An 18,255-nucleotide genomic window follows, 5' to 3' on the forward strand; every position below is an offset into this window, starting at 1 on the left:
CCCGATGCTGCAGGCCAACCCGAGGATGCTGCCCAGGCTCGCCGAGATCGAGAAAGACCTGATACTCCGTCGGAAACGTGCTGACCAGGAGCGATGGCTCGGCGAGATGGAGGGGATCGACATGGCCCTGACGTTCGTCCGCAGCAAGCAGGCCGACGTCGCGCGGCTCACCAGTCGACCGCCCGTAGCCCTCGGATTCCCGACCACCCGTCCCCACCGCGAGTGACAGGTCAACCACCAGCGATCATCACTACGCGCTCATGCCTGCGAGAGGATCTCCGCCCGCAGACGTTCGTACTCGGCACCAGCGGACGGCTCGTCATCGAAGTAGTCGTCCCAGAAGCCTGGGCGCTGCCATTCCTTCGGCGCCAACGTCAGCTGGCCATTTCCCAACTCTGCGACCCAACAGTCGGGCAGCCGGCTGCTGAGAACGGTGAACATTGCCGCATCCCACAAGCCAGGAGTTTCCCGCTCTGCCGTGATGTCGGGGTGCTCAGGGATCCGCAGCAGCACACTGCGCACAGTGGTGATGACTTCGAGGACGGGGTATTCCACGCCGATCCGGATCCCCGGGTGATCATTGACGACCTCACCGCTCGTCGGGCTGATGATCTGAACACAACGGACGATCATGTGGGCAGCCTACGCTCGCTCACACATCAGCCGCCGCGTCGCCTTGCAAAGTGCAGAGATGGCGGAAGATCAAGCACGCGGAGACCGTGGACGCCGACGTCGTCGAGTACACCGGGCTGGCCGCGTGGCCCGGGCACGTGGCGGTGCGGCTGCCGAACGGGCGCATAGCTCGGTCGCAGGCCCTGACCCCGCCGCCCCCTCGTCTCGCGGATTCGCGATGGCCAACGACGACCGACCTGTGGGTGAGAAGTGACTCCACCCGGGTGCCGCTTCCGTGCGGCTGCCCGCATGACCCGGCCGGGGCCAGGTCGTCGAGCGGGGATGGCGGTTGTGGCCGGTGACGTGCCGGGTTAGCGGCCGTCCTGTTGTGGATCAAATCGGTTGATAGCTGGTCGGAGTGAGTGGACACTGGCGCGGTGTACTCAGATGCTGACGCTGCCGCGCTGTATGACGTACTGAACCCATGGGATCCCGACCAGCGGCCCGAAGACCGCTTCTACTTCCCTTTGGTGATGGGTGCGGAGTCGGTCCTGGATGTCGGTTGTGGCACCGGCGCCATGCTGAAGCTCGCACGTGAGCGTGGCCATCACGGTCGGCTTGTCGGCCTGGACCCGGACCGCGCCGCGTTGGACCGGGCCCGGCGCCGGGCCGATGTCGACTGGGCTGAGGGCACGGCCGCGGACGCGAAGAGCGGCGCCGACTTCGATCTTGCGACGATGACCGGCCATGCTTTCCAGGACCTGCTCACCGATCACGACGTGCGCGCTTCGCTCACCGCGGTCCACGGGGCCCTGCGCCGTGGTGGTTGTTTCGTGTTCGAGACGCGGCATCCGCAGGCTCGGGCCTGGGAGGAGTGGACTTCGTCGAACCCGGACGACGTGGCTGAGGTCGTTGATGATGCCGGCCGCGCTCTGCGTTACTGGCACGATGTCGACTCCGTCATCGGCGACGTGGTCACGATCCGCGGGACGGTGGCCGAGCCGGACGGCACGGTGCTCCGTGTCCTGAGCGAGAGCCTGCGGTTCCTCGATGTCGCGGCGCTCAACGCGTTCCTTGCCGACGCGGGCTTCGAGATCGAGGCTCAGTACGGCGACTGGGACCGGGAGCACCTCACCAGTGCCAGCCGGGAGATCATCACGATCGCCCGCCGCGGATAGCCTGGACGCGGGGTCAGTCGGCAGCGGCTTGCTGTTCGGCGCTGGCCACACCGACTCCAGGGCCATCGCAACCGTCCTGCGGCCCAACCCGTACTTGGCCGACAAAGCCCTGCTGGACAGCCCTTCGACCCGAGCGTCATGGCGTATCGCCGCGTACAACTCGACCTTTGAAACGGGCTTGAGCCACCCAGCGCTAGGTACGCCTTCCTGGAACAGCGGTACGCCGGCGAGATCCGCCGCCGGTTCGGCGCGGTGGTCGAATCGCCGGTCGATGCGTTCAACCTGCCTGTGGGCCGTGGGGATTTCGGGCTGCGGATCCCGCCGTCGGCGCGGCCGACGAAGGAGTTCTTCGCTGCGTGGCGCGAGGCTCTGCCACGGCGCGGAAGTATCCGGTGGCGGTCCTGGAGAAGGACCGGGCGCGGAGTTGATCACTCCCGCGCAGCCAGGCGCTTCTGCAGACGGGCGTGGCGGAACTGGTAGACGGGCCCGGTGGCACGGAGGAGGTTGCGGCGGCGCGCGTCTTCGAGGAAGCCCATCAGACGTACCGGGGTGCCTTCCTCTGTCGAGAGCTGTACGGCGGTGAGGGCGGTGGCGACGGCGAGGTTGCCGACCGGTCCGGTCATGACGCCGACCACCAGCGCCGCCGAGACCCCACTCACCAAACCGGCCCCGAGCCCGACCCACCAGGCGAGGAGAGGCGCGGTGAGCAGTGCCGCCGCGAGTCCGGTGAGCAGGCCGAGGACCAGACGCAGTCCGATGTGGTGCCGCCAGGCCTCGCGCGGACCGATCGAGCGGGTGTCCGCCACGGGAGGGCGGCTGTAGAACTCCCGCACATCGTCGTACCAGGAGCCCGCCCCGGCGGACAGGAACGGTGTCCCGGCCACGATCCGGTACCCGCGGCCCGTCACCAGCGCCCCAGTGAACCCCAGCGGCAGTGTGGTGAGGTAGCAGAGCCAGGCGGGTGGCGTGTTGTTGCCCGGGAGCAGTGGACTGGTCAGGGTCGCCAAGGTGCCTGTCGCCAGCCATTCCACCACCCCCGACACCACCGCTCCGCGAGTGAAGATGTCCCGCCAACCGGCGCTCTCCAGCGTGTCCCGCCATCCCGCGCTTTCCAGCCGCTGCGGATCGCTGAGCTCCGTGAAGCGGTCGCCGGCCGCCCACCCGCCAACGAGTGCGGAGGGGATGCCGATCAGCCAGGTGTACACGGAGTGCGTCAGCATCCAGACCAGGACGATGCTGGGCACCCCGCACACCACTGTGACCGCCGCCCATACGGCGAGCGCCCGCGGACGGGGGTGCGTCCAGCCGGGGATGTGCCACCACGGCAGGTCGTAGCTGTTGTCCTGGCTGAGCCGCCGGGCGATGTACCGCAGGGTCCGCTCGGCGGTCTCGGGGGACCACCGGGGGCTGTCTCCCGGCCGTGGGGTGTAGGCGGCGGCGACGGCGCAGTCGAGCAGGTGGTCCTCGATCGCCTCGCGGCTGGCGAACCGGCTGTCGTCGAGCAGTTCGTCGACCGGGCTGCCGTCGGCGTAGACGTCGCGCACCAAGGTGACTGCAAGCGGACTGGCCAGTGCCTTGGCCACCGCGCTCTCGGGTTCGTGCAGAAGGCGCTCGGTGAGTGCTCGCCAGGCGGGTGGTGGCTGCTCGCGAAACTTGTCGAGCAGATACTCGGCTGCGTCGGACGGGACGAGGGGCAGGATCTCCAGAGCCACCGCACCGCCCAAGCCGGCCCACTTCGCCGTCAGCACGGCCTCCTTGGCCCGGGAGATCAGGATCAGCCGGAACGGCGCCGTCTCCAGCGCGCTCACCATGGCATTCCGCAGCTTGCCGCGGACCTCGTCCAGCCCGTCCAGGAACAGCGCGATTCGGCCCGACTTGAGCAGTCGCCGGGCCAGCTCGCGCCCGCCCCGACCCTGGAACAGGGTGTATTGGCGGGAGAGCCAGCCGGCCGCCCACTCCGTCGGGCTCTCCCGGGCCGGATCCCAGCCGTCCAAGGTCAGCAGTACCGGAACCGGAATGCGCGCCTTGTCCTGCGGGGCGGCATCAGCGCGGTGCCGCAGCGCGTCGAGGAGCAACAGCGCCGCGGCAGTCGTCTTGCCCGCCGCGGGCGACCCCACGAGGAATATCCGGCCCGAGGCCAGCCCGCCGTACACCGCGTGCAGCTCGTCGAGGGCGCCGCCCCGGCGCAGCTGCTCGCGGGTGACCGCGGCCAGACCCGGCAGCGGGGCGAACCGGGCCCTTCTCCCTTCGGCGGTCGCACCGGCGACCCGGTCCGTGACCTTCCGGTTGGTCACCCGCCAGCGCACCGGCAGCGGAGCGGGCACCAATAGCCGCCGCCACTGCGCCTCCTCGTCCCACTGGGCGCCCACCACCCTGGCCAGCTCGTTGGCCGATGCGTCGAGCGGTGAGGGGGGCACGGCATAGTGGTTCACGTTCAGGGTGCTGTGTGCACCGGTCTGGAAGGCGACGGGACCGTGGAAGGAGTTGCCGGTCACCTCACCGGGTTCGTGACCGCTCACCCTGCCGTCCCGAAGTGGTTGTCCTGACGGCTGTGGCTGCCGGTCTGGAAGGCCACGGGCCCGTGGAAGGTGTTGCCCGAGACGGCCAGTCCGGCGACACCGTCGCCGAACTCCTCCTTCAGGGACCGCAGTTCGGCCATGGACCGCTCCCGGTCGGCCTCTTCCAGGCTCTCCAGCAGCGACGAGAACTCGCCCTGCCACAACCGAGCGTGCCTATCGCGCACTTGCTCCCGCTCATCCTCGTCCGCGGCGTCCAGAACGGCGGCGGTTCGGTCCAGCCGGTCCAGCGCCTCGTTCTCGCGGCCCGGATCACCCCGGCCGACCAGCCGGGCGCACCGCGTCCGGAACCAAGCCCAAAGATCCGAGCCGGCGGCCTCCACCACCGCTGTGCCTCCTGCCGCAGCAGCCGCCACCATCGCCTCGGTGAGCATCGCCCATCCCCCCAGTCCGTACGAATCAGGATCGGGACCCTAGCGCGACGCGCACTCGAACCAGACCGTTTTGCCGATTTCGGTCACAGCGACCACGCCGCACGTGTCGACCACCGCGTCCAGGAGAACGAGACCGCGACTGCCTTCGGCGTCCGGTAGCAACTCGGCAGTCGTCGAGGTAGTTGGGTGGAACTGTCGGTCGCCTCCATGAAGTGGCGCGGCGAGAGGAAGTTCGGCGGCGAGCCCCGCCTCAATGCCGTGCGTTGCGCCAACAGTCCGGACGGTCGGGTCGTCGCGAACCACCAGCCCGTCTCCCTGGACGACGCCGAGCGCAACGGCAACGCCGTCTGCGGGAAACTGCTCAAGGACACCGTGAGGAGGATGGCGGACGCGAGGGCATACGCCCTCCTGCCGGGCAGCGAGGCCTGGGACGGCGGCGTACGGTCCATGCCCTGTCTGGTCTACAGCAAGACCGTATCAATCGCCGGACCGGTGGGTCGCTTCCGCGAGCTCGGAGACCCGTATCACGTCACCAACGGGTCAGCCGGTGGACTGCCTCAACGAGCAGCGCACGCCCGACGAAGCGTTGCCTGTCCTGGCGGACTGCAGGGCACCTCACGAAGGAGAGACAGTGGGCTTCGTGCGCGCACCCGTCGACATGACCTTCCAGGAGCTCCCGGCGTGGTCACCGATCCGTTGGGGAGCTCGAGGCGTCGCCGGGGCTCGTCCAGTGCGAAACGGAGAGCCCCGGTAACAGCGGATCCCGGCCATAATCGCCGGTCGGGCATGGGGAACGCCGACTCCCAGGTGCCGTCGGGACACGCGCGGCGCAACGTGGGCACGAGTCTGCTGGACGGGGACACCCGCAGCTGTCGTGGGTCTTTGGGACATTCCGTCCGGCGCGGCACCGTGACCGCGGGCCGGGAGGGAACGCACAGTCCCGCGAGTTCCGCATTCGTACCGCGATCACACGGTCGCTGAGCGTATTCTTCGGGCGGGACGAGGCGCAACGGGGGGCCGTGCAATGCGGTATGGGCGGCGCGGCATGGGCGGGATCTGGACGATTCGCGGAGCCTGGGTTGCGGCCGTGCTCGTCACGGGCCTCGTCTTCGTCGTCGCGGGCGCAAACGGCGATCTCTACGAAACCTCGGGCCTGACCTCCGTACTCGGCCTCGCCGTGTCCGTGACCGGACTCGCCGTCTCGCGGATGCGCGAGCCCGCCGCGGGCGACGGCCGGCCCGCGTCGGACGAACGGCTCGACCGACTGGCCCGGCAACTGGCCGACGCCGTCGGGGAGCAGTGGACCGAGGAGTGGCGGCTGCGCCGGCTTCAGGACCCCGAGCCGCTGTCCGTTCGTTGGACCCGGGCCGAGGCTTGGCTGGCCGATCATCAGGAGAACATCGGCGGTCCGGCGGACCTGAGCGACCGGCTGGAGAACGTCACCGCCGTCGTCGACCGGGTGCCGTCACGGCGGCTGGTGGTTCTCGGCGGGCCGGGCGGCGGCAAGACCGTGCTCGCGGTGCGTTACGCCCTGGACGCGCTGAAGCGATGGCAGCCCGGCGCGCCCGTTCCCGTGGTCTTCCCGCTCGCCGCCTGGCAGCCGGACCGCGAGACCCTGAGCGCCTGGATGGCGGCCCATATCGCGCAGACGTACCCGGGTGCCACCTGGGGCGGCGAGCTGCTGGCCGCCGAGCGTATCCTGCCCGTCCTCGACGGTCTCGACGAACTCGCAGCACCCCTGCGGGCCCACGCCGTGCGACGGCTGAACGCGGAGCTGGACCCCGGCAGTCCGGTGCTGCTGACCTGTCGTACGCAGGTGTACGGGGAGGTGGTGGAGGCGGGGGACATCTTCACCTCGGCGGCCGTGGTCGAGCTCCAGCCGCTGTCGTTCGAGGAGGCGAGCCGCTATCTGGTGCGTACCGCCCGCCCGTTGAGGGGAAGCGACGGACAGCGCTCGACGTGCTGGGACCCCGTCCTCACGCGGCTGCGCGCACACCCCGGGGACCCGTCCGGCGCCGCCCTGCGGCAGGTCCTCGGCACACCGCTGATGGTGGCCATGGCCCGCACGGTGTACGGCGACACGGGCGCCGATCCCATGGAGCTGCTCGAAGACGGGCGCTTCTGGGGCCCGGAGGCGCTGGAGCAACACCTCCTCGACGCGTTCGTACCCGCGGCCTTCGGGGACGCCCCCGACGCCGACCGGGCCGGGCACTGGCTCCGCTTTCTGGCCCGGCATCTGGAGCGGCGGGGGACCCGCGACCTGGCATGGTGGGAACTGCGGCTGGCACTGCCGTGGTTGCTCAGGCGCCTTGGGCCGGTGCTGCTCCTGGGATGCATGGCGACGGCGGTCACCATCGGCCTGGGGGAGCCCACGACAGCACTCGCCGGAGTCATCGCTTTCGTCGCCGGAGTCTGTACGGGACACGTGGTCCTGTCGCGCGGCCGCACATGGGCGGAACCCGGCCGGGCGGCGCGTTCCGGACAGCCGGCCGGACGGTGGTGGATACCGCGCGAGCTGGTGTTGTCGGTCGCGGTCGCCGCGCCCCTGGGGGTTGCCGTCGGGTCCGCCGGCAGTCTCGGATTCGCCTGGGGGGACTTCAGCCCGATCCATTTCAACGCCGGCGGACGGCTGGGCCCGGTCGCCGCGGCGATGGCCGCCGGTCTTGCCACCGCGACGATGCTCGCTGTTCTCGGTCTTGCCGGAGACGTCCGCCCGTCCACCATGCCGCTTCTCGGGCGCCAAAGGCTCCGGTCTCCCGTCCTGGGCGTGCTGAGCGTGGCAGCCGTCCTGCTGGCGGCCTTCGTCGCCTTCGTGCTCGGGACCGAATTCGTCTCCGAGCCCGTGTCCTTGGCGATCGGCGCGCTGGCCGGGCTCGTCGTCGCGCTCGCCGTGTGGCCGGGCGTCACCGGCCGGGCGGCGGCACCGGTGATCAGGCGGGAGCGACGCCGTCGTCCCGGCCGGGCTCTGCTGCGGCCCCTGTCCGTCGGTCTGCTCGGCGGTCTGTGTCTGGGGGCCGCGTTCGGCCTGGCCCATGCCTCGACGCTGGGCGCACGGGCTTCCATGAACGCCGACTTCCCGTCCGGCGCCGTCGTGCACCGGACGGCGGACGGTGGCGTGTACGCCCGCACGACGGGTGGCTGGCACTACGGCAGGCACCCGGACGGAACGCGGTTCGTCCGTACTCCCGGACCGGTGCTCGGAGCCGTCAGCACGTGGGACGGCAGGAGCTACGCATGGTTCGGAGCGGACGAGGTCCGGGACTGCGACCACGAGCCGGAATGCACCGCCTTCTACGGCCCCGTGGAGCTGCACCTCTCCCGGGGCGGGACGCGCGTGGGGCTGCCCAACGGCGTCTTCGCCGACGACACCGGGTTGCAGAACGAACTGCCACCACGAGCCGAAGACTGGCTGTACGCCGTCCCTCCCCGTCGCCTCTTCGAAGCCGCGCTGACCTTCGGACTGGCATTCGGCCTCAGCATCGGCGTGATCACCGGTGTCGCGGCCGGGGTGCACCGGTGGCTGGCCACTCCGGTCGACGTCGCACGGGCGTCCAACCCACTGGCGGGCCTGCGCAGCGACAGGGCGACGGCGGTCACGCGGGGCATCGTCGTGATGGCGTTCGGGACCACGCTCGGCGTCTTCCTGCTCAGGTCGCTGCCGATGAGTCAGAGCAGCATGGGGCTGCCCCTGGTCGTCTGGCTGCCGGTCGGCCTGCTGGCCATCGCCCTGAGCGCCTGGGGCTGGCTGCTCGTCGTCCGCCTGTGGCTGGGCGGGACGGGCAGGCTGCCATGGCGGCTCATGGCGTTCCTCGACGAGGCTCATCGGCGGGGCGTCCTGCGCCAGGCGGGGGCCGTCTACCAGTTCCGCCACGCCCGGCTCCAGGAACAGCTTGCCGTCGCCGACCGGACGTGACAGGACTGCGGGTCAGGGGAGGGTGGCTCTCCCCGGCCCGCGGTCGTTTTGTGGGGGTTGGCAGCGTTCAGTGCCTCAGCAGGAGAGTTTCCCGCCGGTGGGCACGCCCAGGATCGCCGCGCAACTGGCTCCTGCGGAAACGGGTGTGGAGCGTGGCCCATGACCCGTAACGCTGGGGCATGTTCCGCCAGGCCGTTCCGGTCCGAAACTTCCACACGATCCTGTTCAGGATCCTGCCGTCCAGCCGCTTCGGCCCCGCAACGCCCCGGGCAGCAGCGGCCGGACAAACTCCCACTCGGCATCGGACAGTTCATGGCGACGTATCACGACCCCGTGATCCACCACCCGAGATCATTTGAAGACACGCTCCAGCGATCTCTATCCGCGAAGGCTGCGTCGGTGGGCGTTCGGGGGCCGACTCGTCGCGGCCCCCGAGACCGGATTCGGAACTATGAGGAGGGCTGACCCAGCAGCCAGGCGATGCCGGCTCGGGCCGCACCCGAGACGACACCGCCGAGGACGGCAGTGATCAACGTGAGGCGCTCACGACGGGTCAGTCGCTTGCGGAGCATGGGACCTCCAGGGGCGCGATCAGCAGATATGCAGAGCCGGCCGGCTCGCTCTCCACGTTCGCCCCCTCAAGAAGATCGACTCCGAGTTGCGACAAGCGGCCCGCTCCTTGGCGGAATCGGTGCTGGTCAGGTCCTGCCGAGGGCCTGGACAGGGGCACACCGTGCGATGAGTCGCGACACGAGGCACTGCTGCGTACCGGGCCCGGCGCCGGTGTCGCCCCGGGCAAACCGGCCCAACCGGCTTGTGAAGCGCGAGCGCACACTCGGCGACGGCGCAACGGCACGAGCGGCACGCACCGATGACCCTCGTCATACGGCTGTCCATTCCGATGGACCGCCGAGCGAACCCATCAGCGAGATCACGATGGGCGGCTTGAGTACCAGTCGCCGTACCGATCACCGCACACTTCAACGAGGCCCGATCGCAGGTGGTACCGCATCCCAAGGAGCTGCGATCATCCCGTCCGCTTCCCAGCCGTACCGTCTCAGCTGCTCCGCTTCCTCACACCGCCCCATGCTCTTCGAGACCTCCACCGCTCCCCACCACCCGGCCCATTCGCCGACCTCCGCCGCGCGCCGGTACCAGGCGAGCCCCTCCTCCGCCCGCCCCGAGCGCTTCAGCAACCACGCTGCCCACGAAAGAGGGCCGCCGGGATGACCGGCTTCGGCGCATGACTGCAGCCAAGTAAGAGCCTCATCGACCCGCCCCGCCCGCTCCAGCCTGATGACGGCTTGCTCCATGGCGTAGGGCGAGCCGACTTCGACGGCGCGCTGATACCAGCCGATTCCGTCTTCCACCCGGCCCTCCCGCTCCAGCTTGTCGGCGAGTTCTGCCATGTCGTGGCCCAAGAGCTCGTCGTACCTGCCGGTGGACGGCCGGGAGGCTTCAATGGCGCGCTGGTACCAGGTGAGCGCCTCCTGCACCTGCCCCATCCGCTCCAACCTGTCGGCGAGTCCCGACATCGCGAACGGTTGTCCGGCATCGGCCGCGCGCTGATACCACGCGTGCGCCTCCCCAGTACGCCCCACTCGTTCCAGCAACCAGGCGGCCTCGGCCAGAGCGTCGCCGGATCCGGCGTCGGCTTGTGACCGCAACCAGGCGAGCACCTCCTCGGTCCGCTTCGACTGGCCCAGTCCCGCCACCCGGCCGAAGATGCCGGGCTGGTGGGCCTCGATGGCCCGCTGGTACCAGGCGAGCGCCTCCTCCACGCGATCCAGCCGCCACAACAGCCCACCCGCGTCCGTCAGCGCGCCGAGTTGGCCGGCGTCGACGGCACGCTGGTACCAGGAAAGGGCCTCCTCCACCCGGCCTAGCTTTCCCAAAGCCATGGCCAACGGTCGCAGCGTGCCGGGACTTCCGGCTTCGGCGCACGACCTCATCCAGTCGAGCACCTCATGGCCTCGCCCCATCCGCCCGAGCAGCTGAGCAGCCACTCGCGGAGCATCCGGATGACCCGCCTGGGCGCACGACCTCAGCCAGTCAAGCGCCTCATGGCCCCGTCCCATCCGTTCCAGTCTCACGCTCGCTTCGCGCAGGGCGACGGGATCACCCGCCTCGGCGCTTGCCCGCAGCCAGACGAGCAGGTCGTCAACCTGCCCTGCCCGGAGCAACTGGGCGGTGGCCTCGTGCAGAGCACCGGGCTGGCCCGCCGCGGCCAGGCGCTGATACCAGGCAAGGGCCTCCTCGCCCCGTCCCTTTCGCTCCAGCAGCTCAACGGCCGCTCGCGTTGCACCCGAGAGGCCGGCATCCGCAGCGCGCTGGTACCAGGCGAGCGCGTCCTCCACCCGCCCCATCTGCCCGAACCAGCCTGCGAGTTGGAACATGGCGAGCGGTTGTCCGGCAGCGGCGGCACGCTGGATCCAGGCGAGCGCCTCCCCGGCGCGGCCCACCTGTTCCAGCAACGGAGCCGCTTCCACCAGCGCACCCGTATGGCCGGCGTCGACGGCACGTCGGTACCAGGCAAGCGCCTCGGAGGTCCGTCCCGCATGCAGCAGACGCTTCGCGGTCTTGAGAATGGCTTGGCAACTGGTCTGCGCGGCGCTCGCGTGGAAGTTGACGGCAATACGGAACAAGCCACGGGAGTACGCTGCCGAGCCCAGGACGTCGTGATCGCCGGACGCCCCGCGGGCCAATAGGCCGTCCCAGAGGGCGGGTGGGATACGGGTGGTCCGTCTGTGTTCGCGGCCGTGCTGTTCCAGGTAGTCGGCAAGGCGGTAGCACGCCTGAGCAGGGTGCGGTTCACCCGGGTGGGGAATCTGACGGGTCAGTGGGCCCAGCGCTCCGCGGCAGTCGGCTTCGACATAGTTTAATGCCTTTCCCAGCCAGCCAGGGTTACGAGCAAGGCTCTGCCATTGGCCGTTGGTGACATAGGCAGGAACGGCGGTCTCCAGCAGCGCGAGGGGGAGATCGCGACCGTGGCCGAGACGGCGGGCGTCCATGGCGGCCTCGATCAGCGCCCGGGCAGCATCGGGTGCGGCGCGGTAGCGCTCGATCAGGGCGGGGGCGCCTGCCAGATACTGGGTGATCTGCCCTTCCTCGGCCCGTTCGGCGGCGTGCGCCAGCCGTGGGTCCTCCTGTGCCTTGCCGGCCAGGTTCCGGAGATCGGCCGTGGTGAAGGTTGGAGGGATGGAAAGGTCATGACCGCTGAGCAGAGCGCGTGCCTGGGCGTGCGGGTCTCCGGGAATCGAGCCTTCCGGAGAGGTGAGGGTGGCCCAGTATTCACGCCAAATGGTGCCCAGGACCAGCACCGGTCCCCGGCAGGGGTCGTGGAGGAGCGCGCGGAGTCCGGCGGCGACGCGTTCGCCCAAGTCTCCGGCGGGGGTGAGGAGGTAGTGCTGGGCTTCGTTGAGCCAGACCACCGTGCGCGGCGCCAGCTGATCCAGTTCGACGAGGGCCGCCTCGGGACGCGTGGGGTCGAAAGGGTGCCACAGCCGCCACCCGTCGGGCAGCGCGTGAATGGCCTCCCAGCAGGCCCGGGTCTTCCCGGTGGACGACCCGCCCACCAGCACCACCAGTCGGCTTGTGCCCCCTGCGGCCTCCGCCACGATGCCACTCAGCCGCCTGTCGTGGTCGCGCTCGATGTACGTCGGCAGTGCTGGCAGCGACGTCCCGCCGGGCGGGGGGCCGGTGTCGATGGCGCGGTGCACCTCCAGGACGAACGGGTCGGTGAACTCCGCGACGGATTTGCCCGCAGGGACGGCCATCTGCGCCCTGACCCAAAGGCGGCGTACCCGGGCGGCATGGTCGTCCGCTTCCCAGCGCGCGCGGCGTGCGAGTACGACGGCGACGCTGACCGCATCGGCCTGACTGGGCGGCAGGTTCGGTGAGCTGATGCAGCGGCGGATGGTGTCCCGGCTCGGAGCGCCCGGTAGCCCGTCGTCGCACGCAATGTCCGCGGTGATCTCATCCAGACTTGGCGCGCCCGCAGACAGATACACCTGGTACAGCAGGTCCTTCAGCTCCCGCAGCGAAGGAGGCCATCCCACCTTGGCCTGCTCCAGCACCCGCGGGCGCCTCACCGGCTCGCCCTCCGTGGCGTGACTCATCGCACCATCATTGACGAATCGCACGAATCTGGTGGCATTTCTCCAACACGGCAGGGCACTTGGCGCTGCCCGGATCCCGGTGGCTTGTCGGCCCCGTTCACCATTGCGGCTACCGAGCGGCCGTTCGGGAATCCGCCGCTGCCGCCGCCGTTCGAAGCCGAGCCCTTCGCGTCACCGCACACGCCCTGCGTACCCCGAGACGATCGTGGCCGGTCAGACGCTCTCGACTGCAATGAACGCCCCACGCGCCAGGCCCTGTTGATCCGCAACCGTGACTGATTCCCCCAGAATCATGACCGAGTCCCGCCTGTTTCCTCGCTCCGGATCAAGCGCGGAATCCGCTAGACACCCGTGCAGCCAAATATCGCCGCGGCCCCGGCCGGGGCGACCTGGCTGAATCGATCCCGTGCAACTGGTGGGGCAAGCCTTACCGACACCCCGAATCCGAACACACGGGGACGCCGCGGCCGACGCACGGATTTGACAGCGGACCTTCCTCGGTCCACCCTTTCACTACTCAATTAGTGAAAGGATGGTCTGCCGGATGGTCGAATACCGTATCGACCGGCGCAGCGGCGTTGCCACCTATCTGCAGATCGTCCAGCAGACCAAGCAGGCCCTGCGGCTCGGCCTGCTGGAGCCCGGTGACAAGCTCCCCGCGGCCCGCGAGGTCGTGGAGGCCACTGCCGTCAACCCGAACACGGTGCTCAAGGCGTACCGCGAGCTGGAGCGGGAGGGGCTGGTCGAGGCCCGGCGCGGGCTCGGCACCTTCGTCCGCAGATCGCTCGGCACCGCGGCTGGCGACTCCCCGCTGCGGGCCGAACTCGCCGAGTGGGCGCAGCGGGCCCGGGCGGCCGGGCTGGTGCGGGACGACGTGGCCGCGTTCTTTGCCGCCGTGCTGGACGAGTACTTCGAAGACACACGAGAGGAACAGCGATGAGAACGACCGCCATCGAGGCGACCGCGCTCGGCAAGCGGTTCTCACGGCGCGGGGACTGGGCGCTGCGCGACTGCACGTTTCAGCTGCCCACCGGACGCGTCTGCGCGCTCGTGGGACCCAACGGTGCGGGCAAGTCGACGCTGATCGCCCTCGCTGCCGGGCTGATCGCCCCCACCGAGGGCACGGTCACCGTGCTCGGCGGGCACCCGGCCGACGCCCGGCCGAATATCGGGTTCGTCGCCCAGGACAAACCGCTGTACCCGCAGCTCACCGTCGCCGAGACGCTCCGCATGGGCGCCGACCTCAACCCCGGCCGCTGGGACGCAGCCACCGCGGAGCGGGTCGTGGCCGGCGGCGACCTGGACCCCAGCGCCCGGATCCGCTCGCTCTCCGGCGGCCAGCGCACCCGCGTGGTGCTCGCTCTCGCCCTGGCCAAGCGGCCTGAACTGCTGCTGCTGGACGAGCCGATGGCCGACCTCGACCCGCTGGCCCGGCACGAGCTGATGGGTATCCTCATGGGCACAGCCGCCCAGTACGGCACCACGATCGTGCTGTCCTCGCACCTGATCGCCGAGCTGGCGGACTCCTGCGATTACCTGCTGTTGATCGGTGACGGCCGCGCTCGCCTGGCGGGCGACATCGACGACCTGCTGGCCGCCCACACCCTGATCACCGGCCCCGCACGTGAGACCCCCACCGGCACTGTCTGCGACCTGGGCCCGAACACCGTGGTGGTCTCCCGTACCACCGGCCGCCAGCTCACCGCCCTCATCCGCCCCGCGGGCCCCCTGCCCGACGACTGGCAGACCAGTGAGCCCTCCCTGGAGGAGTTGGTTCTCGCCCACCTGCGCAGCCCGGCAGCGCCCCCACTGACGCTCGACCCCATACGCATCCCCGCCGAGTCCCAGGAGACGACCGCATGACCGGCCTTGCCTCCACCGCCCCCGCACCCATCCGGCGTCCTTCCGCCGCGCCCCGCCAGACCCGGTGGCTGCTGCGCCTGCACCGCCCGGCGCTGTGTGCCTGGGCAGGGCTCGTGCTCGTGGTCTCGGCCGGGCTGCTGTGGCTGGGCGGCCCGTTCACCGACGCCGCTGCGGCGGCATGGCGGCAGTACGACGCATGTGGCATGGCGGCGACGTGCGCCTACGACCAGCTCGCGATCCTGCGTTACAGGGACGTCTATCAGTACGCCATGGTCGCTGTCCTCGCCGTCCCCTTCCTCGTCGCCGCCTGGGCCGGCGCCACGCTGACCAGCCGGGAGCTGGAGACGGGCACTGCCCGACTGGCCTGGACCCAGTCGGTGTCCCCGGCTCGCTGGCTCGCCGCCAAGCTCGCCGTCCCGGCCGCGCTCATCGCCGTCGGCACCGGCCTGCTGGTCGGGCTGTATCACCTCGCCTGGTCCGCCGGGCGGGGCCGCTCAATCCACACGGCCAAGCCCTGGTATGACAGCTCGAACTTCTTCGCAGGCGGCCCCACCACCGTCGCCCTGGCCCTGGTCGGCCTCGCCGTCGGCGCCCTGGTCGGCCTCGTCTGGCGCCGCTCCCTGCCAGCGCTCATCACCTCCGTCGTCACCACAGCCGGCGTGTTCGGCATCATCCACCTGGCACTGCCCCACCTGTGGCCCAGCGTGACCCGTGTCAGCAGGCTGACGCCCGACGGCCCGGCAGGCACAGGGCTGACGGTCGACGAGGGCGTCCTCACCTCCACCGGCGGCCGGCTGCCCGACCCATGCGACAGCGGCAGCTTGCAGCAGTGCCGCGCCACGTACGACGAGCTCGACGCCGTCAGCTACTACCGCGACTACCATCCCCTCTCCCACTACTGGCCCCTTCAGCTCACCGCGACCGCCTTCACTCTCGCCATCGGCGCCTTGCTGGCCGTCGCCGCGTTCCGAATGCTGAAGCGCCGTACCGGGGGGATCTCGCCTCGCCAGAAAACCCCCGCATGACGGGCGTCCAGGCGGAGGCCGGGACCATCAGCACGGCCTGGTGAATGGCGTCGGTGATGGTCATCCCGACCGAGTACGGCAGCCACCGGCCCCGCTTCGCGAGCCAGGCGACGAACTCGTGGGTGCCGCCGCCGGAGTCGGTGCGGATCAAGGTGGACCGGCCCCGCGCGCTTGGGCAGCTGGGCCAGGGCGAGTTGGGTGGCAGTGGTCGGCGGCAGTGTTGCTGCCCGCGTTTCCCTGCCGCAGCAGCGCGGCCACCGGCTCGCCTGTCCCACCACTGCCGTGATCGACGAACCCCAGCACGGGATGGTGACCGTAGGTCTTCTTTCAGGTCACAACCGCGTCCAGGTCCACGATCACCTGACCTGCGGCGTTCGGAGACGAGGGCCCGGCCAACTTCCAGACGTGCTCGCGGACTTCGGCCCGGGCAGACCGGATCGCGGTCAGAGCGTTCGGACCGGCTGCGGCGAGGGCGTCGATGAGCCGGGAGACGGTCGGGTCGGAGGCCACCGTCCCGAACACGGCCGACTCGGCCCCGCAGCATGCCTGCGTCGGCCAGACAGTCCCCGCCGAGCGCGACCGCGAGCGCCAGGTCCAGTAGGATTTTGCCCGGATCTTGCACCGCCCGAGGACGCCGCCCGGGCGCGAGCACCGCACATCGCTCCGTCCAGGCCGGTCTTGCGGACGGCCTCGACCAGCAGTACACCACCGGCCTGCGAGACCACCCAACGACAGCCGCCCTCGATACGGACACGCGGGTAGGACCCGATATGCTTCTTCACCCGAGGAGTACTTCTTTCCACGCGACGACCTGGATCCTAGACAAGTCGCATCGTTGCAGGTCAGGAGCGTTCTTCGCGTTTCTGATCACCCATCGGACGCCCAGTCACACGAAAGCCCGAGGCTAGAGGCCCCGGATTCCGGTGCGGCGGCGCTGGCGGCGCCGCAGCAGTGCGGGCAGCCACGGCGCCGCGCCGACGACGACCAGAATGGACAGCAGCGGCGTCGGCCACCATGGCGAGACGGTTGACGGCGGGGGCGAAGCGGCGCGCGCCACCGAGGGACGTGCCGCCTTGGACCACGCCAAGAACGCATCGCCGATGGGAAGCAGGCCGAAGGCATAGCGCTTGGTCCACGGGGTGTCGACCGGCAGGCCGACGAACTCGGAGGATTGGGCCAGCGCCGCAGCGAGCGGGGCGTCGTGGTGGATCTGGGCCGCGCCGATGGTGACCACGCTCGCCGACAGGCTTACGCCGAGCGGAAGGGGGCCGGAGTCGACGTCGGCCGGGCCGTCCATGCCGTCGGGGTACTCCCGCACGGCCGGTCCGAGGCCGAGTGGCCAGGTCACGTACTGGTCGCGGAAGCGTCGGTACTGCTCGTCGGCGAAGACGGGATCCACGTCGGGAAGGAACCGCTGGATCAGGCTCTGCGAGCTGCCTCTGGCCACCTCCACCGGTTCACCGGTGGCGGCGTCGACACGGTGCGGGAGCAGTCCGGTGCGCGGGTCGAGACGCTGCCGTACTCCATGCAGCCAGCGCTGGACTGTCTTACTGAACCGAGGCGGCAGCAGCGTGTCGTGCAGCCGCAGGGACGCCATCGCGACGGTGGAGTCCACCGGCCACGCCTGCCCGGGGTAGGCGTGCAGGAAAGGCGACGCCGATCCCTCGAATGCGGCACCGAGGGCGGCGGAATCGTCGGCGAATCGGCGCAGTTCGCTGGGCTGGCGTTGCCCAGCCGTCTGGAGGCCCAGTATCCCGCCGCGCAGCCAGTTGCTCCAGCCACGGTAGAAGACACCATGGCGTGGGACGAGGTTGGCGCTGAACGGAGCGCGGCCGGCCGGCGAGTCCAACTGACGCAGCGCCCAACGGGCTTCCCGCAGGGCGGCCGCCCGCTTGCCGGCCGGATCGCGCAGCCCGATTTCGACCCAGCTCAGGCCGTACAGCGCGTGAATGAAGAAGTACCCCTCCGGGAACTGCTGTTGTGCCTCGTCACCAGCCTTGCCGTTCAACTGCGCCCGGAGGAAGGACAGCTGTCGCACAACCCCGAGTGGCTCCCCCGTCGGTCCCGTGGCAGCAGGTCCGGCCAGCCGCACCGCGCTCACCAAGGCGCAGACCGTAACGACGACCGCGACCACGCGGCGCAGCCACCGGCGCGTCGGCAAGGATGAAGGTGGGGTAGTGCGCCCGCCTGCCGCGGTGTCCGACCCGGGATGAGTCTCCGGATCCGATCCTGCTCCGATGGCCAAGTCCGTAGTCACCTCGTCTCGTGGGCAGCGGCTCGCCGAGGCGACTTGCCTTCCGGCGCGCCAGATAACCCTACGTGGGCATGCATGGTGCGGCGGGCGCGGGGGCTCGACGCAGCCTTCGGTCTCGGGCCCCCTGCGACGGTGACGTTCGTACGGACCGTCGCGGGGGCCTTGTTCCAGAGAGGGGTGGAACTGGGTGAGCAGTCCGCGTATGCGGTTGCTGACGCGGGTAGCCTGGGCGGCTAGGTCCTGGTCGAAGCCGAGGAGGACGCTCACCTCGGCGTCATGACGGGAGAGCTGTCCGGCTGGCGGCCCGCGTGCCTGTCCGCGACGCGCCCGTACCGGCCGTTC

14 protein-coding genes and 2 pseudogenes are annotated in these 18,255 nt (G+C 70.3%); 6 read left to right on the plus strand and 10 right to left on the minus strand.

The annotated features are described in order from the left end of the window. Positions 1 to 4: 4 nt before the first annotated feature. Positions 5 to 226, plus strand: a complete 222-nt coding sequence (locus ACQEVG_RS17950) for a recombinase (protein WP_432984367.1) — start codon at positions 5 to 7, stop codon at positions 224 to 226. Between the two features lie 32 nt (positions 227 to 258). Here the strand turns inward: ACQEVG_RS17950 and ACQEVG_RS17955 are convergent, their stop codons facing one another. After that, a complete protein-coding gene (locus tag ACQEVG_RS17955) occupies positions 259 to 633 on the minus strand; it encodes a hypothetical protein (RefSeq protein WP_432984370.1) in 375 nt (124 codons plus the stop codon). A 416-nt stretch (positions 634 to 1,049) separates the two neighbouring features. Here ACQEVG_RS17955 and ACQEVG_RS17960 point away from each other — a divergent pair, with 416 nt between their 5' ends. Further along, positions 1,050 to 1,790, plus strand: a complete 741-nt coding sequence (locus ACQEVG_RS17960; RefSeq protein WP_432984373.1) for a methyltransferase domain-containing protein — start codon at positions 1,050 to 1,052, stop codon at positions 1,788 to 1,790. Positions 1,791 to 2,218: 428 nt separating this feature from the next. Here the strand turns inward: ACQEVG_RS17960 and ACQEVG_RS17965 are convergent, their stop codons facing one another. From ACQEVG_RS17965 to ACQEVG_RS17975, 3 genes are read right to left on the minus strand one after another with little or no spacing between them, the layout of a single operon-like run. Next, entirely contained in the window at positions 2,219 to 4,309 is a 2,091-nt protein-coding gene (locus ACQEVG_RS17965) for a hypothetical protein (protein WP_432984376.1), read from the minus strand. Then, the gene (locus ACQEVG_RS17970) at positions 4,306 to 4,740 is read right to left on the minus strand and encodes a hypothetical protein (RefSeq protein WP_432984379.1); all 435 of its coding nucleotides are present in this window, start codon (positions 4,738 to 4,740) and stop codon (positions 4,306 to 4,308) included. Before ACQEVG_RS17970 ends, ACQEVG_RS17965 begins: the two co-directional genes overlap by 4 nt. Before the next feature lie 39 nt (positions 4,741 to 4,779). Further along, positions 4,780 to 5,043: a hypothetical protein gene (locus tag ACQEVG_RS17975; protein WP_432984382.1), complete on the minus strand. Its 264-nt coding sequence runs from the start codon at positions 5,041 to 5,043 to the stop codon at positions 4,780 to 4,782. A gap of 721 nt (positions 5,044 to 5,764) precedes the next feature. On the opposite strand from ACQEVG_RS17975, the gene ACQEVG_RS17980 reads away from it, so the two are divergent. Next, the gene (locus tag ACQEVG_RS17980; protein WP_432984385.1) at positions 5,765 to 8,653 is read left to right on the plus strand and encodes an NACHT domain-containing protein; all 2,889 of its coding nucleotides are present in this window, start codon (positions 5,765 to 5,767) and stop codon (positions 8,651 to 8,653) included. A 67-nt stretch (positions 8,654 to 8,720) separates the two neighbouring features. Here ACQEVG_RS17980 and ACQEVG_RS17985 read toward each other — a convergent pair whose 3' ends face one another. The 3 genes from ACQEVG_RS17985 to ACQEVG_RS17995 all read right to left on the minus strand — a co-directional run bounded on the left by ACQEVG_RS17985 (position 8,721) and on the right by ACQEVG_RS17995 (position 12,729). Continuing rightward, positions 8,721 to 8,948: a transposase gene (locus ACQEVG_RS17985; protein WP_432984388.1), complete on the minus strand. Its 228-nt coding sequence runs from the start codon at positions 8,946 to 8,948 to the stop codon at positions 8,721 to 8,723. A gap of 154 nt (positions 8,949 to 9,102) precedes the next feature. After that, entirely contained in the window at positions 9,103 to 9,225 is a 123-nt protein-coding gene (locus ACQEVG_RS17990) for a hypothetical protein (protein ID WP_432984391.1), read from the minus strand. A gap of 408 nt (positions 9,226 to 9,633) precedes the next feature. Continuing rightward, positions 9,634 to 12,729 carry a tetratricopeptide repeat protein gene (locus tag ACQEVG_RS17995; protein WP_432984394.1) on the minus strand — a complete coding sequence of 1,032 codons (3,096 nt, stop codon included), beginning with the start codon at positions 12,727 to 12,729 and terminating at the stop codon, positions 9,634 to 9,636. 586 nt (positions 12,730 to 13,315) lie between these two features. On the opposite strand from ACQEVG_RS17995, the gene ACQEVG_RS18000 reads away from it, so the two are divergent. Genes ACQEVG_RS18000 through ACQEVG_RS18010 form a run of 3 tightly spaced genes read left to right on the plus strand, consistent with a single transcriptional unit; the run spans position 13,316 to position 15,659 of the window. Continuing rightward, on the plus strand, positions 13,316 to 13,711 hold the full coding sequence (locus tag ACQEVG_RS18000; RefSeq protein ID WP_432984397.1) for a GntR family transcriptional regulator: 396 nt from the start codon (positions 13,316 to 13,318) through the stop codon (positions 13,709 to 13,711). Further along, positions 13,708 to 14,634 (plus strand): ABC transporter ATP-binding protein, encoded by a 927-nt coding sequence (locus ACQEVG_RS18005; protein ID WP_432984400.1) that lies wholly within the window; start codon positions 13,708 to 13,710, stop codon positions 14,632 to 14,634. The genes ACQEVG_RS18000 and ACQEVG_RS18005 overlap by 4 nt, the downstream gene beginning before the upstream one ends. Beyond that, complete coding sequence (locus ACQEVG_RS18010; RefSeq protein ID WP_432984403.1) at positions 14,631 to 15,659, plus strand: ABC transporter permease; 1,029 nt, start codon at positions 14,631 to 14,633, stop codon at positions 15,657 to 15,659. Before ACQEVG_RS18005 ends, ACQEVG_RS18010 begins: the two co-directional genes overlap by 4 nt. Here ACQEVG_RS18010 and ACQEVG_RS18015 read toward each other — a convergent pair. The 3 genes and pseudogenes from ACQEVG_RS18015 to ACQEVG_RS18025 form a co-directional block, all read right to left on the minus strand. Next, positions 15,601 to 16,441 (minus strand): annotated as a pseudogene (locus ACQEVG_RS18015) (transposase); the annotation flags it as partial. The gene ACQEVG_RS18010 and the pseudogene ACQEVG_RS18015 sit on opposite strands and share 59 nt — an antisense overlap. Before the next feature lie 122 nt (positions 16,442 to 16,563). Next, entirely contained in the window at positions 16,564 to 17,820 is a 1,257-nt protein-coding gene (locus ACQEVG_RS18020; RefSeq protein ID WP_432984406.1) for a hypothetical protein, read from the minus strand. A gap of 246 nt (positions 17,821 to 18,066) precedes the next feature. Then, a pseudogene (locus ACQEVG_RS18025) lies at positions 18,067 to 18,186 on the minus strand (IS110 family transposase); the annotation flags it as partial. Between the last annotated feature and the right edge of the window lie 69 nt (positions 18,187 to 18,255).

Origin of the sequence: Streptomyces sp. CA-135486, assembly GCF_050936555.1 — a bacterium.
GTDB lineage: Bacteria > Actinomycetota > Actinomycetes > Streptomycetales > Streptomycetaceae > Streptomyces.